The following is a 16,689-nucleotide window of genomic DNA, read 5'->3' on the forward strand; positions in this document are numbered from 1 at the left end:
AATGAAGATCCTGATCATCGAAGACGAGCCTGACCTTTCCGAAAGCATCGGCGCCTACCTGGGCGCGCAGGACTACCTGTGCGAATATGCGTGTACGTGGGCGCAAGCGCGGGAAAAAGTGGAATTGTACCGCTACGACTGCATTTTGCTCGACCTCATGCTGCCCGGCGGCGACGGTATGGACATTCTCGGAACCCTCAAAAAGCAGGGCCAGCAGGACGGTGTCATCATCATTTCGGCCAAGGGCGATTATGAGCAGAAAATCAGGGGCCTGCACGCCGGTGCGGACGATTACCTGGCCAAGCCGTTTCATTTGCCAGAACTGGCCGCCCGCATTTATTCGGTGATCCGCCGGAGAAGTTTTGGAAACCAGAACAATGTGGTTCAGAATGAATTAAAGGTCGATTTGCTCAGCAAAATAGTGACCGTGCACGACGCCCAGGTGGTACTGACTAAAAAGGAGCTCGATCTTTTGCTGTTTTTCATAGGGAATAAAAACCGGGTGATCGCCAAAAGTGCGTTAGCGGAGCATTTGTCGGGCGACATTGCGGATATGTTCGATAACCACGACTTCGTGTACGCGCATGTCAAAAACCTGAAAAGGAAACTCAGCGACGCCGGTTACGGCAATTATCTCAAAACAATTTACGGAACCGGCTACAAATGGGAAGGATGAGAAAACTGCTCGACCAAAGCCTGCGCCCGCTCGTGATCTATGCGATCACGGTGCTGGTAATCAGTATTCCGGTGTATTTCCTGATTATCGACTGGATATGGGAGAACGAGCTCGACAAGCACCATTATGCGATCCGTGAAAAACTCGAAAAACGCCTCTCCCACCTGAGCCTGCCCGGTGGCGCGGTGGACAATATGATCGCCGTGCTGGATAAGGTGCAACCCGGCTTTTCATTCAACGAAGCGGCCGCGCCCCGACCCGACAGCCTCTACACAGTTATCCGGTTCGACAGTTTCATGAACGACCGGGAGCAGTTCCGCTGTCTCACGACCGATATCCATGTGAACAACAAGCTCTACCGGCTGCTTATCGAAACGAACATGGAGGAAATCGACGAGACGATCCTGGCTATCGGTGCGGCGACGGTTTTCTTCATTGCGTTGCTGCTGTCCGGTTTTATTTATCTCAACCGAAAAACCGCATTGCGTATCTGGCAGCCATTTTACGACACGCTGGCCAGCGTCCATACCTTCCGGCTGGAATCCGGCAAATCCGTTCCCTTACCGGCTTCGGACGTCACCGAGTTTGCGGACCTGAACGCCAGTCTCGATACCCTCATGCAAGGCAGCCTGGCGTCCTACCGCCAGCAGAAGGAGTTCACTGAAAATGCTTCCCATGAATTGCAGACGCCGCTCGCCATTGTCAAATCGCGGCTGGATATGCTTTTGCAGAGCCAATCGCTGGACGCCGGGCAAATGCGGATCATCGAGCAGGTTTACGAGGCCATCAACCGCATTTCACGCATTAACAAAAACCTGCTGCTGCTGGCCAGGATCGAGCATGCGCAGTTTGAAGAAAAAGAACGGGTAGCAGTCCATGAAATGCTTAGCGGCATTGCAGCCCAGTTCGGCGACCGTTTTGAGGACAATGCTTTGCATTATACTGAAAACATTGGCCCCTTTACGACGGATGCCAATCCGGTGCTAACCGAAATCCTGCTCACCAACCTGCTCGTGAATGCGGTACGCTACACGCCCGCAGGCGGAGACGTGACGGTACATTTAGATGACCGCGTACTTACAATTTCCAACACAGGCACAGCCGCATTGCAGGCAGAGAACCTGTTCAGAAGGTTCGCGCAGGCCGCGAGCGAACATGCGGGGAGCGGGCTCGGGCTGGCCATCGCACGTGAGATCTGTGCGCGTTACGGCTGGCAGATCGCCTATGATTTCAGCAGTGGTATGCACCGGTTTTCCGTCCTTTTCTGAATTCGAAATTTCTTCCAAATCGCTTTTAATTTTTGCCGTCAGATAACTCAAAACTTATTCTGAATGGCTTTCAAAAGAATCCTCACACTGCTCTTTAGCTTTTTTACCATCGCCCAGCTCCGGGCGCAGGTGAGCAAGATTACACTCTCCGGGCAGGTAAGTTCCGTGACAACCGGGCAGGCGCTTCCGTTCGTCAATGTCGTGCTCACAACTGAAAAGGACAGCGCATTCGTAACCGGCACCATTACCAATGAGCTGGGGCGGTTCAGCCTGCCCGATGTGAAGAGCGGCAACTACCGCGTCGAATGCGTTTCGCTCGGTTATAAGGCATTGCAAAAAACTATCACTGTGGGCACATTGAGCCCCTTCCTCGACCTGGGCGAGTTCCGGATGGCCGATGACGCCCAAAATTTACAGGAAGTGACCGTCACCGGTCAGCAGGCCGACCGCGTAGATGAAAAACTCGACCGGAAAACCTTTCAAATCGGCCGTAATGTAAGCCAAAGCGGCGGTTCGGTATTGCAGGCGCTCAAAAACCTGCCCGGCGTGACCGCGGGTGAAGACGGCAAAGTCCTGCTGCGGGGAAGCGATAAAGTGGCAATCCTCGTGGACGGCCGGCAAACGGCGCTTACCGGTTTTGGCAGCCAGACGAGCCTCGACAATATACCGGCATCCGCCATCGAGCGGATCGAGATCATCAACAACCCCTCGGCACGCTACGACGCGAATGGCAATGCGGGGATCATTAATATCATTTACAAAAAAGAAAAGCAGGAAGGCTTCAACGGCAAGATCGGGATGGCGGCCGGGCTGGGCGCATTGTGGATACGCAAGGAAAACCTGCCTGATATTCGCCCGCAGTACCGCAATACGCTCAAACTGAACCCATCGCTGGCATTGAACTACAAAAAGAAGAAGGTGAATGTATTCTTCCAGGGTGATTACCTCCACACGCCGACGCTCAACAAGAACGAATTTGTGGACCGGTACTACGACACCGGCGATACCATACGGCAGCAAACCAAGCGCAACCGCAGCACCAACATCGTTACCGCCAAAACCGGCGCCGACTGGACCTTCGACGAGCGTAATGCATTCTCGGTATCGGCATTGTTCAGCAGCGAAAAGATCCTGGACCGGGGCGACGAGCCATTTTTTAATGCAAACCTGACACAACGGCGCCGGTTATGGCAATTTCTGGAAGACGAGCTGAAAACCACGGTTACCGCCAGCGCTGCTTACCAGCATAAGTATGCGCAGCCGGGGCACCTGCTCAATATCGGTTTGAACTACACTTTCCATCGCGAAAACGAGCAGTATTTTTTCACCAATATCATGCCCGATTTCACCGGTAACGACGCATTCAAGCTGCTTTCGGATGAGAATGTGTTCGATTTCAATGCCGACTACATTCGCCCGCTGCGCTATGGACGGCTGGAAGGCGGGCTGAAACTGCGCAGCCGCCTCATCCCCACTAATATGCAGTTTATTCCCGGAACGAACTCTCCGATCGACAGCCTGGCAGGCGGCTGGGCCGATTACAAGGAAACGATTCCGGCGGCTTTTGGAAACTATGTTTTTGAAAACAAAAATTTTGAACTGGAAGCCGGTCTCCGCGTCGAGTATATCAACCTCCGTTACGAAGTGAACCCGACCCACCCTACCTATCACAGTGACGGGTACAGCTATGCAAAGCCATTTCCGAACGTCCGGCTAGCTTATAAAATCGACGGCCACAACAAGGTTTCGCTTTTTTACAACCGCCGTGTCGACCGGCCTAATGAAGTGGATATCCGCATTTTCCCGAAATATGATGATGCCGAAATCATCAAAATAGGTAATCCCGCCCTCAAACCACAGTTTACCAGTAACTGGGAAGCCGGCTACAAAACCAGCTGGACGCGTGGATCGCTCTACGCAGCATTATACCGCAAGCAGATTAACGGTACCATCACACGGATCGGTACCACCGTGCCCGGCAGCACTTTGATCTACAACATCTTCCAGAACGCCGGAAAGAGCTACAATGCGGGCGGTGAGCTGGTTTTACAGCAAGATCCGGCTCCCTGGCTCTCCGTAAGTGTGAATGGGAATATTTATAAAAATACCATCAATGCATTCTCCATCGAGAACCTGTACCCTGTAAAATCCATTTACAGTGCCGCCAGGCAAACGATCACGTCCGGCAGTGCCAAAGTAAGCGCCATGCTGAGAGGCAAGAAGACCGAATTGCAGGTGGTAGCCATTTACCAGGCACCCGACATCGTTCCCCAGGGCCGTACAGGCTATCGTTTCTCCGTCGACGCCGGTGCGAAACGGCAGTTGCCCAAAGGTGAAATTTTTGTCAACGCCACCGACCTTTTCGGCACACTCGTGATCCGGAAAACCGTGTACGGCGACGGCTTCCATTACAACAGCCGCGATTACTACGAGACCCAGCTCGTGCGGGCCGGGTATAGTTTCAAATTTTAAAATAGCCCCTCATGCGACTCCTCGTCATTTTCTTCCTCTCGTACACGTGCACATTCGCGCGCCCGCTTATGCTTACGGACAGCCTGCCTGCACGCAAGCCGCTCACATTACAGCAGTTTTACGCGCCGGCGTCGCTGATCATCGGCGGCCTCATTGCCAATGGCCATTCGGAAGAATCCCTCAAAAACGAGCTGGCCGAAAGCCGCAACCGGCACATTCCCCGTTTCCATACGCACATCGACGATTACATGCAGTTTTCGCCGCTGGTGGTTGCTTACGGGCTGGATGCATTTGGTATTAAATCCAAAACCGATGCGCTCAACCGCACCGCGATCCTCCTGAAAGGCGAAGCGATGGCGCTCACCACGGCTACCATTCTGAAATCGGCGACGCATACCCTGCGGCCGGACGGCAGTACTTACAACTCGTTCCCCTCCGGCCACACCACCCAGGCATTCGCCGCAGCCACATTCCTGAATGAGGAATACAAAGAGCGGTATCCGTGGATGCCCTACGCTTCCTACTCCGTGGCATCTTCGGTAGGGCTGTTGCGGGTGGCCAACAACCGGCATTACATCAGCGACGTGCTCGTGGGCGCGGGCATCGGGTATCTGTCGATGAAAGTAGCTTACTGGACGCACCGGTACAAATGGGGGAAAGCCCACAACAGATCACAACCGGTATATTAAGGAGGCTAGTCGAGCACGTGCCGGAACCATTCCGGCCGCTTCGTTTCTTCCGTCCAGAAAAGTGCAGCCTGGCCCCATACCTTTCCATCCGGGTCGCTGAGTTGCCATACAACCCCGTCGTAAATCGTAAAAGTATTACCGTGTTTATCGACCCGCGGACCTGAGTAGTTGTAAACAATGCCATCACGTAAAACCACTTCCAGCATGCTCTGCCGCTCCGGCCTGTCCTGCTCCGAAGCGCTCAGGCGGGATGGTACTACGAGTATTTCTTCCGGTGAATATTTAAATGAAGCCAGGGCATGTGCATTCGCGTAGATGAAGCGCGGGTCGGCGTCGGTATTATGCGCCAGTATGCCGTATGGGGCTTCTTCGGTAAGCCATTGGTCTGTATCCGCTACTCCGGGAGGTGCGTAAAGTGGTTTACCGCTTAGCTTGTGAAAGCATTCGTTTATCTGCCGGATCAATGTGTCGTTTGTTGTGGTGGCCATTCTTTATAAGTTTTTCAGTCGTGGATTTTTGCCCAGTACCTGGTCGGGATCTACCGGCACTTCGATAAGCAAAGAACGGGAAAGTCCATGATTTACTTTGCCCAAAATGTCGTCGAGATTACCGAGGTCCGGGGCCAGGCGTACGGCATCCCAGTTGTTTGCCCGGGCAATGCCGCAGTAGTCAATGGGTTCCAGCCGGGAATGATAGTAGGGTGTATCCATATCCGGCAAGACTTTCCGCAGGCCCTGCTCCACGATCCCGAACGTCTCATTATTGAGCAGAAATACCACCAGACCGAGATTACTAACTTCCCCCATAGAGCCGGAGAACAGCCGGAAGCAGCCATCGCCCGTGAACAGGAACACCTGCCGGCGCTGGTCGGCCAACTTGGCGCCGATGGCGACACCAAACGCGCCGCCCATGGCCGAACCCCGGTAAAGCGAGTAAAAACGAATGTTGTTGTTGGGCCGCTGGGTCACATACTGCCGGTCCTTATACGCAAGGCAAGTATCATCGATGCCGATCGAATCCACCGGCCACCATTGATCGAGGCGCTGGTAAAGCGCAGCCATATCGGCATAGCCGTCGCCGGCATGGGCAAAAGGCAGGTCATTCAGTACGCGGGGGGCCTTTTCCATCGGCAGGTTGGAAAACGGGTGTGTGGATGCGGCACCGATCAGTGTTTCAAGCAAAGAATCCAGCGGGGCATTTACCTGGTAATATTTGCCTTCTACTACATGCCGCAAGCTGTTTTCCACCATTCCGTAGGCCTCGGGAATATTACTGAAATGAAACGTGGCGGCCGCCGAAATCTTCTTGAAATTGACCGTATACTCGTCCGGGCAAGCGCCCAGCACGAGCAACACATCACTGTTTCCCAGTGAGTTATACAAAGAAATGGCTTTGTCATTGCCCCCAAACGAAATGTACCCATAACCATAAGGGTTGTCCCGGCTGACGGCATTTGCACCATTGATACTCCAAATCACAGCCGCTTGAAGCGCCTCGCTGAGGCGGGTGGTAAGTTCCGGGGCGTTGGGATAGCGCGCCATTTCCTCGCCAACGAATAGCACTACACGTTTGCCCGCGGTCTCCCTCCGGAATGCGGCCGGTAATGCATCGGCATAGTGACTTTTCCTGACCGTAATGCCCGGTATGGGCATAGGAAAATCCGCGTCCGGCTGGAAATTACCGAGTCCTTCGTTATCCAGCACCACCACCACGGGCTTCGAGCGGTCGAGTTGCTCCTTTGCCAGCGCGAGCTGCTCCTGCAATGTAACAGGGCAATTCAGGACGAAAACGGATTCGGGTAATTCGGCGCGCAGCTGCATTACGATATTACTGCCGTATTCAGTAGTGTCCTGTAACGGCGAGAAGCCCGTGGTACCAGGGTTTGAGACGGGCACGATGTACACAGCTGGTATATCATGCAGTTTTGCATCACTTAACCCGCAGCAAATGAGCCTGGTAGCAGCGCCCGTGGTCGCGACGGACGCCGCTAACGTGCCGCTGGCCAGGTAATGGCCCAGCGGGATAAACCCGGCCGTGTATTCACCTATGGTCAGGAAAGAAGGCGTTTCCGTCGTATCTTCACAGAGCGGGGCCAGGTGTTTGAGCAGGTGGATTACCCCTCCGCCGTTTACACCCGCATATAACCGGATCCCCCAGCTAGCTAATGTGGTAATGATGGCCTGGTAGCTGTCCAGACCCAGGCATTCTTCCAAATCCGTGACAAAGGACGCGGGTTCGATTACTTCGAAACTCATAATGCAGTGGGTTTGTTGAGAAAATGTTCAGGCAAAAGTAGAAATAGTTTTAATATTGATTTGTCAAATTAATTGCTATTTTTAAGTAGAATTAAATCTAGAATTCTAGACTATTGCATTGTATCAAATACTCAAACTCTCCCGTGCCGACCCGCTAAATAGGATATTCTTGCCCAGCCGACCGGCTTTTGATAATATTGCATTTCCCCTCCTCCAAAAAATCTTCCTGGCACCCAACTAACGTGACTATTTATGGAACAGCCCCATCTGTTGTTCATCGACGACGAAGTTCAATACAGTGAACTGACGAAAGAATACCTGGAAATGAAAGGATGCAAAGTAGTCCTCAAACACGACGGCCAGGCCGGGCTGGACGCGTTTAAGGCCCAACCGTTCGATTTGTGCGTCCTGGATGTTAAAATGCCCAAAAAGGACGGCTTCACCCTCGCGGAGGAAATTAAACAGATTGATGAAAACATTCCGGTCATTTTCCTGACGGGACAGTCGCTGAAAGAGGACAAGATCAGGGGATTGATGCTCGGCGCGGACGATTACCTTACCAAACCATTCAGCATGGAGGAGCTTTACCTGCGGATCAGGGCTATTCTGAAACGCGTGAAAGTGCACGAAAAAACGCGCGTCACCGACTTGTACGAATGGGGCCAGTCCCGTTTCGATCCGGAACTGCGGCAACTGGTTGTTTCGGGAGAAACCATTAAACTGACTTCCATCGAAGCAAAACTCCTGAAACTGTTCTGCGAACACCAGAACAAGGTCCTCACGCGCGACGCCGCGATGATCGGCATCTGGGGCGACGAGGAGCATTACCGCGGTTACAGCCTCAATGTGTATGTAAGCAAGCTGAGGAAATTTTTAAAAGCGGACCCTGCGGTGGAAATCCTGAATCTGCATGGCGAGGGCTATAAGCTCATTTTCAAACCGGTTACCGCATGACCATGGACCTTTCGCTGCTCCATAACCTCATGGGCGGCGACCAAAAACTGGTCGACCGCTTCGTAAACATCTTCAAAACACAGGTACCCGCCCAGGTAGCGGCCCTTCCGCAACTCTGCGAAGCGCAGGATTGGAAAGGACTTTCCACCGCGCTCCATAGCCTCAAAACGCAGTTCAATTACGTGGGAATGATCGCATTTGCAGAACAAATGCGGAGCCTGGAAGAGCAGGTCGACGACGGCAAAACCAGCGATATAGCTTTGAAAATCAGCACATTTACCCAGGAGTTTCAGCAGTCCTGGCAGCCCTGACCGCGCCTATTGAAGCGTCCCGGCCTGGCTGGCCGGCAACAATTTCCGGATTTTGTATTTCAATTTTTTCGCCTCGATCGGCTTGGTAATGTAGTCGTCCATCCCGGCGTCCATGCATTTCTGCGCTTCGGACGGGTTGGCGTTGGACGTGAATGCGAGGATGGGCACGCGGCGGCCTTTCTCGCGTGCACGTATGGCGCGGGTAGCGGTGTAGCCGTCCATTACGGGCATTTTTACGTCCATCAGCACAATGTCGAAATAGTCGTCTGCCAGTTTTTGTAATGCGATCTCGCCGTTGTCGGCGATGGTTACGCGGACGTCTCGGATCATTTTCTTCAAAGTTTCCTCGGCCACCACCTGGTTGAAGAGATTATCCTCCACGAGCAGTACCGCGAGTCCGGAAAGCGGTGTGTCGTCGTCGGTCCCGGCGTGATCTTCGGAAGGATTGCATATTTCAAATGCAAGGTCGAAGCTGAATGTAGTCCCCTGGCCGGGCCGGCTTTGAACCTGCATACTTCCCCCCTGCTCTTCTACCAGCTTTTTGGCAATGAAAAGGCCCAGTCCGGTACCGGTTTGCCTGCTGTTCGAATCGTCGTCGATGCGTGCGAAAGTTTCGAATATGTATTCCAGTTTATCCTTGGCGATCCCTATGCCCGTATCTGTGACGCTGAAATGCAGCTGTTCGTACCCGCCCTCCCGCGATGCCATGCCCGCGTGAATGGTTACCGAGCCGTTTTCTGTGAATTTCACCGCATTCCCGGCCAGGTTCAGCAAGATCTGGTGCAGCCGGATCGGGTCGCCGATCAGCTGCGGGCTGACGTCGGGATCTACATTGATTTCCAGTTTTAACCCTTTTTCTTCCGCTATAACCTTTAAAATATAGCCCAACCGCTCCATCCGGTCGCGGACCTGGAAGGGTTTATTCACAAAAGAAAACTTGCCTGCCTCGATTTTGGAGTAGTCGAGAATGTCGTTGATGATCGCCAGCAGGTTTTCTGAAGAATAGCGGATGCCCTTCGCATATTCGAGCTGCCGGTCGCTGAGTGGGGTGTCAAAAATGAGTTCGGACATGCCGAGAATGGCCGTCATAGGCGTCCTGATCTCGTGGCTCATATTGGCAAAAAACTGCTCCTTAAACTGCGATTTTTCCTCTACAAGCTGCTTCTGGCGCTCGATTTCTTCTTTCTGGATTTGAATTTCGGCCGTTCGCACAGCCACTTTTTGTTCGAGTTTTTCGTATAAAATCGCATTCTCGATCGCTACCGCTATTTGTCCCGATAAAAGTTTGATCAGCTGCGTGCGCTCCTGGGTGAATACGGCTGTCGCAAGGTTGTTTTCGAGGTACAGCGCGCCTACTACCTTGCCCTGGTTCAATGCGGGAATGCACAATGCCGAACGGACGCCCCTGACAGCCACTACCGGATCGTTTTTGAATTCACTCAGCTGCGCATCCGGCAACACGATATCGGTTTTATACTGGAAAACATGCTCGATAATACCCGGCGGCACGGACACCGAATCGGAGAGCGGGACCCTGCGGATATCGGTCCGCGCATTCACCACCGAACGCGCCGCTTCGATCATCAGCTCGCCGCCCCAATCGAGAATAAAGTATCCCGACTGCGCCCCCGCGTTTTCGATCGCAAACTGCATCAGCTTTTCCATCAACTGGTCAAAAACCACCTCGCTGGAAATAGCGGCGGAAGTTTTCATCAATGTGGCGAGATCCAGCGAGGACGCAATGCTTTCACCAGCATTCAGCGGGGCCGTTTTGGCGGGTTCGATGGCTGTATCCGCGAGCCGCGGAAAGGCCGCCAGCAACCGCCGTTCTTTCAATACACAACCCCACTCCCGGTAGCCCTCCAATGCTGCTTGCAGGTAAAAATGACCTGCTTTTTCCTGACCTTTTGCTATCCAGTACGTGCCGCAAAGCTCATTGGCCAGTGCTGCATCGTGCGCGTGGCCGTTTTGATGCGCGGTGGCAATGGCCTGGTCAAAACGTGCGGTAGCCTGGTCGCTTTTGTCCTGCACAGCCATTATTTCCGCATCGAGCAGGTAGTAGCGGTGGACGAAATTGACGGGAACCATCGCGCCCAGCCTTTTAAGCTTTTTCAGCTGCATTTTGGCCGAACGAAGATGTGCCGGCTTCCCATCGCCCGCGCGATGCAATGCCACGTGCACCAAACCCGAAAAGAAAATATACAGCGGTTCGAAAAGCGAGGCTTTGACGGCATCCAGGTAAACCAGGGCGTGTTCGCCGTATTGCGCCGACCGCGAAGGTTCTTCATTGAAATAGGCAATAATCATTTTGTAAACGAAAACTGCGAACATCCGCGACCGGTCTTGCTGGGCGAGAATGCCGGTAAAGTCGGGCTTTTCGTCAAAATAATGCCCTGAGAGTCTTGCGGGATCGTCGCGCTGCCCCAACAGCCCGTCTATCATTTCGATAAACGGCTCATTGTAATGGGTAACCTGCTCGCGGGAAAGCGCGCGGGGTGGCTCGTTGTACCGCAATATCTCGTGCCTGACCCATTGCAGGTTCTTACCCGACAGCATCAAATGGAATGCGTAGCTGTTCGAGGCGTAGGTACAATATTCCAGGTCACCCATTTCGACGCCGGTCTGGTAGGATTTCCGCAGCGGTTCCAGGGAGTCGTTGATATGCTCGCCCCACGGCCGGTTCACGATATTGTACACCAGTAAAGTGCGTTCACGCGCCACGCCGCCGGTTTGTGCGGCGAGTTTCAGGGCCACATTACCGAACCGGTAGCAAGCCGCAGCATTGTTTTCGACTGCATTGACAATCGCCCCATAGGTAGCAAATGTGATCGCCGACTCCGCCGCCACCCCGTGCCTGAGCGAGAGTTCCACCATTTTGATGACCATCAGCGGGTATAATGCCGGAATTTTGACATATACAATGGCCGTAATGTTTTGCAAAACCCGCATGGCCGCAAGTGCGCGAATGTCCGTCATGGCAGGCAGCAGCGCCAGCGATTCGATCGTCCGGCCGCGCAGCCACCATTTCGTTTTAAGGTAGCCGGTGATGATGTGTGCATTGCCGGGCTGGCCGGGAAAGCGTATTCCCAGCTCGCGCAGCACCGACAGGGAAATTTCAACGGCTTTGTCTTCCTGCCGGTCTAAAATCAGGCACCTTATCTGAACGTCGTAGATTTCCACCTTGTCTTCCAGCCGCTTCGCCCGGTGAAGTATTTCGCCGGCGATCGTCAGGCATACCCCGGCATTTCCCGCCAGGTAGGCGGTTTCCGCACATTGAATGGACAGCGAAAAAGCCAGGTCGTAGTCGTCCTGCCAATCTTCTTCCCGCAGCATTTCCCTGCCCTTCCCGAAATAAGCGAATGCCACCGAATACGCCGCCGATGCTTTGGCTTTTTCACCGGCATCGCAATTGAAGCGGGCTACTTTGCGGCGCTCCGCTGCGGTTTCGTATACCGTACTGTGGTTGAGGTGGTTGACGATCTCGAAAAGCTGCCGGTCGCGCTCCTCGGCAGAAAGCCTTTCGAGCAGAAACCAGGCGATACTGAGGTGTGCCTCCGTTTGCGCTTCGCCGGAAAGCAGGTCGTACGCAGCCGCCTGCACCTGGTCGTGCACGAATATGTACCTGTTTTGGACGAGGTAATGGTCGTTTGGCTGCCTGCTACTGGTAATGCGCAGCAGGTTTTCGGCTACTGCTTCCTGAATATCCTCGCCGGTTTCCTGCGGGGTTTTGTCCAGCAGCGCCGACAGTACCACGAGGTCGAATTCGGTACCGATGCAGGAAGCGGTTGTCAATGCATGGCGGGCCTGCGCAGACAGGTTGTTGATTTTGGTGGCCAGCAATTGCTGCGACGACACCGATTTGGTCTCCTTATCGAGCTGCGCTACCTCCCATTGCCATTTCCTGCCTGCGACGTCGTAGTTGATCAGGCCTTGGTGGTGAAACCGGTCAAGGGTTTCGGAAATGAAATAGGGATTACCCAATGTGGCGGCCAGCACCACTTCCGCCAAAGGCAATGCGGCATTGACAGGGCAGGAAAAAGTATCGGCGACGAGCTCCGAAATCGCTTCCTTTTGCAAAGGCGAAAGTGCGACCTGCGTCAGCCGCGACTGGCTCGTATCGAGCTCCCGGATCGCCGTCCGGAGCGGATGTGCGGCCGGGACCTCGTTATCCCGGTAAGTACCGATGATCAGCAGGTTGCTGCCCGCTACCGAATGGGTAACACGGCTCAAAAAGCGCAGGCTCGACAGGTCCGCCCAATGCAGATCATCCAGGAATATGACCAGCGGGTGCCGGGGCTTTGTGAATACATTGATAAAATGGGTAAACACATTCACGAACCGGTTTTGCGCTTCCAGCGGCGAGAGGCGTTCCACTGCCGGCTGGCGGCCGATGAGTTTCTGCAATTCGGGAATTACATCGATGACGATCTGCCCGAAAGGCCCTACCGCTTCCAGAATGGCGTTTTTCCAGTAGGCTGTATCTCCCTGTGATATTTTACAAACCAGCTCTTTGAAAGATTTGATCACCCCTTCGAACGGGATGTCCTGAACGTACTGGTCAAATTTGCCGGTGATGAAGAGTGCTCCCTCAGCTTCCAGTTGCCGCTGTACGGCGGTGATCAGCGAGGACTTTCCTATTCCCGATTGACCCGCTACCAGTACCAGCTCATTGGCCTCACGTATGCGTGTGTACGCAGCTAGTACCTGCGCCTCCTCCTGCATGCGCCCGTACAGGCGATCCGACAGTTTAAAAATGCCGGGTTCGTCGTACCTGCCCGGCTTGAAATCTTCCCGGGGCATTGCATTGCTTTGGCATAGCGCCAGGTCGGCCAGGATGCCGCGGGTGGCCTGGTAACGGTCTTCCGGCTTCTTCGCCAGGAGTTTCATGACAATGCCTGATAGTGCTAAGGATACTTCTGAAAACCGCTCAGGCATCCGCGCGATGTGCGCATGTACGAGCTCGGCCGGGTCTGCGCTCTCGAAAGGCAGTTTACCGGTAAACAGGCGGTAGAAAATCACGCCGAGATGGTAGTACTCCGCACGGTAATCGACCGGTACATCGATAAGCCCGCTTTGCTCGGGCGCAATGTAATGCAGGTCTATGGCCGCCTGGCTTGCTGGTTGGTGGGTACCGTTCATCATCGGGCGTGCCTGGGCAATATCCGCAAGGCGGACTTCACAAGTTGCAGGATCGATAAACACGTGCGCCGGGCGGAGGTCGCAATGCGCGATGCCGTGGTAATGCAGCTCCTCCACGATCCGGACAAGCCCTTCGGCGATGACAATGCCCGTGCGTGTATCGGTAGCATGGGTATCCAGGTATTGTTCCAAAAGGATCCCTTCAAAATGATCGAGCTCGGTGATGTGGTAGCTTTCGGTGCGCCGGGAACGCCGGGCATTCAGGATGCGGTGGAATTGGAAGGACTGCTCGTAAGGCTGTTCGTTGCCGGCGGAGACCGGTACTACCCTTAAAATGACCTCTTCGGAAATGCTTTCGCGCACCGCCCGGAAGAACGACCGGTTCGAATCTTTATAAACTTCCTGCGTGACCCGGTAATCGGGTATTTGTATAGTGTTGAGGCCCATCACGTCTTTAATATATTCAGTTTCAAAGCAATGCAAAGGTAACTTTCAGGCAATACCGGCCAATTGCCGCAGACGGATTTTTATATTTTTTTATACTTTTTAAGGAGTCCTTACCATTTGGCGCCTGCTGCCCGCTGTACCTTTGTAAGCATCAAAGGAAAATCAAACACATCGGACAATGAGAAAGATAGCAATTATGGGCGCGGGCCAATCGGGATTGCACCTGGGTGTGAGACTGGTAAGAAGCGGTTATGACGTGACCATCATTTCGGAGCGTTCGGCAGAGGAGATATTTAATGGCCCGCCTACCGGTGCCACTTACCTTTTCAACGATACCCTGCAACTGGAAAAGGAGCTGGGCCTTGATCTCTGGGCCGATACCGCTTTCCATTCGACCGGTTTCAATATCAACTTCGGCACACCGGCCGGCGACTTTGCTTTCGGCATCAAATCCCGCACCAGCAAGCCGGGCGCTTCCATTGACCAGCGTTTGAAATTCTATCAGTGGATTAAATTGTTCGAAAAACTCGGCGGCAAGTTCATCGTCAGCGATACCACGCCCTCCGATCTGCTGGCCTGCACCGCACAGTTCGACCTCGTGGTGGTTTCATCGGGTAAAGGGCCATTGGCCAGGCTGTTTACGAGGGACGACGAACGCTCTACGCACACAGTACCTGCCCGCAAACTGGTACAGATCCACATCAACGATTTTGAACACACACACCGGACACGTTTCAACTCCATCACATTGGATGCCGTAATGGGCGCCGGGGAGATCATTACCGCGCCGTTTTACCAGAAAGACGACATTCAATGCGCCTTCCTGCTCATCGAAAGCATTCCGGGTGGCCCGATGGACGTGTTCGACGACGCCGATTCCGCCGCCGGCATTCTGTCCAGGGCGAAAGAAATGATACGCACGCTCCTGCCCTGGCGGTACCCGGCTTTTGAGAATGCGGCGCTCGTGGGCAACAATGCATTTTTGAAAGGCTCTTTTGCGCCCGTCGTCAGAAAACCGGTGGTCCGGCTGAATTCCACGGCGGCCGTGCTGGGTGTGGGCGATACGGTGATCCTCAACGACCCGATCGTAGGCCAGGGCGGGAATAACGCTTCCAAAATGGCGAACAGCTATGCCCAGGCGATCATTAACCGCGGCGACGCACCGTTCGACGTCGAATGGATGAACCGTACTTTCGAAGAATTCTGGCAGTATTCGCGGTATGTGAACCGTTTTTGCGACATTTTCCTCGGCCCACCCGCGCCGCACGTCGTCGATGTCCTGCAATCCGCGACGCGCTATCCCGAAGTCGCTTCCGATTTTGTGAATGGCTTCAACCATCCGCCCTCGTTGTTCCCGTGGCTCGACAATGCAGATGCAGCCCGCGAATACCTCACCCGCAAGACGATGATACCCGCTTCGGCCGCCTTGTAACATGGCCGCTTACTGAAAGCCCAGGTTATCAGCACATATACCACAACCCGTTAGCATACTCCGTCGGCCCTCCCGGTTGATCAGGCCTCGTTTTGCCTGCATTTAACAAGCATTTTCAATCCCATTCTATATCCATACCAAATAAAACAATCCATGAAAACAACGTTCAAAACAGCTCTGGGCAATGTCGCACTCTTTGCCTGCATCGCATTCGTATCTGCCTGTGATTCCAAAAACGACGATCCGGCTCCCTCGACGGAGATTAATTTCACTGAAATCAAAGGCAGCGGCGACATTAATACGCAAATCTCGGCATTCAGGACATTGCTGGGCGATCCGCTGAACACGACCGTCAATTCCACAGGCCGCAGGGAAATCAACTGGGATGCCGTGCCCGATAACCAGACGAACACCGACAATTTCCCCGGCGACTTTTTCAACAGCACCGACCCTGCATTGCCTGCCGGCAGGAAACGCGGCATTATCTTCTCTACGCCAGGAAAAGGCCTGCGGGTGAGCGATAAGGATTTCAGCGACGCGGTTTCCGGCAACAGCGAACAGTTCAAATCGTTCAGCCCTGCGCGTACGTTTGCGGCCATCGGTAGCAATAAAATGGACCTGACCTTCAAAATTCCGGGTACCAACAATGCCGCGTTCGTCCGGGGATTCGGGGCTGTGTTTTCCGATGTCGACCGCGCCAATATCAGCAGCATCGAGTTTTTCGAAGGTGATAAAAGCCTGGGTAAATTCAATGTACCCGCACGAACCGATAACAACGGCTTCTCATTCCTCGGGGTGGTTTTCCCGGATAATAAAGTAACCAGGGTTACAATCACCTCCGGCTCGGCGGGTATTTCGGGCGGATACAAATACAACGCCAACGACGACCTGGTGATCATGGACGACTTCTTTTACAGCGAACCGGCCGCCAACCAATAGCCATTGCCTGAGATTCGGGACTACGCTGCTTCAACAAACTGAATACTTTTGAAACGCCCCACCGGTCGATATCCCCGACCGGCGGGGCGTTTCAGCATTGCTCCGGG

At 53.8% G+C, this 16,689-nt stretch carries 11 protein-coding genes; 8 read left to right on the top strand and 3 right to left on the bottom strand.

Annotation, left to right across the window (positions count from 1 at the left end; translation table 11 throughout):
* Position 1: 1 nt before the first annotated feature.
* The 4 genes from BLQ88_RS12440 to BLQ88_RS12455 all read left to right on the top strand — a co-directional run bounded on the left by BLQ88_RS12440 (position 2) and on the right by BLQ88_RS12455 (position 5,105).
* Complete coding sequence (locus tag BLQ88_RS12440) at positions 2-676, top strand: response regulator transcription factor (RefSeq protein ID WP_090149967.1); 675 nt, start codon at positions 2-4, stop codon at positions 674-676.
* Complete coding sequence (locus BLQ88_RS12445) at positions 664-1,944, top strand: sensor histidine kinase (protein WP_090149972.1); 1,281 nt, start codon at positions 664-666, stop codon at positions 1,942-1,944. The genes BLQ88_RS12440 and BLQ88_RS12445 overlap by 13 nt, the downstream gene beginning before the upstream one ends.
* A 63-nt stretch (positions 1,945-2,007) precedes the next feature.
* Positions 2,008-4,416: a TonB-dependent receptor gene (locus tag BLQ88_RS12450; RefSeq protein ID WP_090149974.1), complete on the top strand. Its 2,409-nt coding sequence runs from the start codon at positions 2,008-2,010 to the stop codon at positions 4,414-4,416.
* 11 nt (positions 4,417-4,427) lie between these two features.
* Positions 4,428-5,105, top strand: coding sequence for a phosphatase PAP2 family protein (locus tag BLQ88_RS12455; protein ID WP_090149976.1), 678 nt, complete (start codon positions 4,428-4,430; stop codon positions 5,103-5,105).
* Positions 5,106-5,110: 5 nt separating this feature from the next.
* Here BLQ88_RS12455 and BLQ88_RS12460 read toward each other — a convergent pair whose 3' ends face one another.
* Positions 5,111-5,593 (bottom strand): MEKHLA domain-containing protein, encoded by a 483-nt coding sequence (locus tag BLQ88_RS12460; protein ID WP_090149978.1) that lies wholly within the window; start codon positions 5,591-5,593, stop codon positions 5,111-5,113.
* Between the two features lie 3 nt (positions 5,594-5,596).
* Complete coding sequence (locus tag BLQ88_RS12465; protein WP_090149980.1) at positions 5,597-7,360, bottom strand: thiamine pyrophosphate-dependent enzyme; 1,764 nt, start codon at positions 7,358-7,360, stop codon at positions 5,597-5,599.
* A gap of 252 nt (positions 7,361-7,612) precedes the next feature.
* On the opposite strand from BLQ88_RS12465, the gene BLQ88_RS12470 reads away from it, so the two are divergent.
* Positions 7,613-8,314, top strand: a complete 702-nt coding sequence (locus BLQ88_RS12470; protein ID WP_090149983.1) for a response regulator transcription factor — start codon at positions 7,613-7,615, stop codon at positions 8,312-8,314.
* Entirely contained in the window at positions 8,311-8,625 is a 315-nt protein-coding gene (locus BLQ88_RS12475; RefSeq protein WP_090149986.1) for an Hpt domain-containing protein, read from the top strand. Before BLQ88_RS12470 ends, BLQ88_RS12475 begins: the two co-directional genes overlap by 4 nt.
* Before the next feature lie 6 nt (positions 8,626-8,631).
* On the opposite strand, the gene BLQ88_RS12480 is transcribed toward BLQ88_RS12475, so the two are convergent.
* A complete protein-coding gene (locus BLQ88_RS12480) occupies positions 8,632-14,211 on the bottom strand; it encodes a hybrid sensor histidine kinase/response regulator (RefSeq protein WP_090149988.1) in 5,580 nt (1,859 codons plus the stop codon).
* Positions 14,212-14,389: 178 nt separating this feature from the next.
* On the opposite strand from BLQ88_RS12480, the gene BLQ88_RS12485 reads away from it, so the two are divergent.
* Together BLQ88_RS12485 and BLQ88_RS12490 are read left to right on the top strand one after the other, a co-directional pair.
* On the top strand, positions 14,390-15,643 hold the full coding sequence (locus BLQ88_RS12485) for a styrene monooxygenase/indole monooxygenase family protein (RefSeq protein ID WP_090149991.1): 1,254 nt from the start codon (positions 14,390-14,392) through the stop codon (positions 15,641-15,643).
* Between the two features lie 153 nt (positions 15,644-15,796).
* Positions 15,797-16,582 carry a hypothetical protein gene (locus BLQ88_RS12490; protein ID WP_090149994.1) on the top strand — a complete coding sequence of 262 codons (786 nt, stop codon included), beginning with the start codon at positions 15,797-15,799 and terminating at the stop codon, positions 16,580-16,582.
* The last annotated feature ends 107 nt before the right edge of the window (positions 16,583-16,689 follow it).

This window comes from Dyadobacter soli (assembly GCF_900101885.1).
In the GTDB taxonomy this organism is placed as follows: Bacteria; Bacteroidota; Bacteroidia; order Cytophagales; family Spirosomataceae; genus Dyadobacter; species Dyadobacter soli.

Coding starts and splice junctions, on each gene's coding strand:
- BLQ88_RS12440 (WP_090149967.1), top strand. CDS start 2: ATGAAGATCCTGATCATCGAAGACGAGCCTGACCTTTCCGAAAGCATC.
- BLQ88_RS12445 (WP_090149972.1), top strand. CDS start 664: ATGGGAAGGATGAGAAAACTGCTCGACCAAAGCCTGCGCCCGCTCGTG.
- BLQ88_RS12450 (WP_090149974.1), top strand. CDS start 2,008: ATGGCTTTCAAAAGAATCCTCACACTGCTCTTTAGCTTTTTTACCATC.
- BLQ88_RS12455 (WP_090149976.1), top strand. CDS start 4,428: ATGCGACTCCTCGTCATTTTCTTCCTCTCGTACACGTGCACATTCGCG.
- BLQ88_RS12460 (WP_090149978.1), bottom strand. CDS start 5,593: ATGGCCACCACAACAAACGACACATTGATCCGGCAGATAAACGAATGC.
- BLQ88_RS12465 (WP_090149980.1), bottom strand. CDS start 7,360: ATGAGTTTCGAAGTAATCGAACCCGCGTCCTTTGTCACGGATTTGGAA.
- BLQ88_RS12470 (WP_090149983.1), top strand. CDS start 7,613: ATGGAACAGCCCCATCTGTTGTTCATCGACGACGAAGTTCAATACAGT.
- BLQ88_RS12475 (WP_090149986.1), top strand. CDS start 8,311: ATGACCATGGACCTTTCGCTGCTCCATAACCTCATGGGCGGCGACCAA.
- BLQ88_RS12480 (WP_090149988.1), bottom strand. CDS start 14,211: ATGGGCCTCAACACTATACAAATACCCGATTACCGGGTCACGCAGGAA.
- BLQ88_RS12485 (WP_090149991.1), top strand. CDS start 14,390: ATGAGAAAGATAGCAATTATGGGCGCGGGCCAATCGGGATTGCACCTG.
- BLQ88_RS12490 (WP_090149994.1), top strand. CDS start 15,797: ATGAAAACAACGTTCAAAACAGCTCTGGGCAATGTCGCACTCTTTGCC.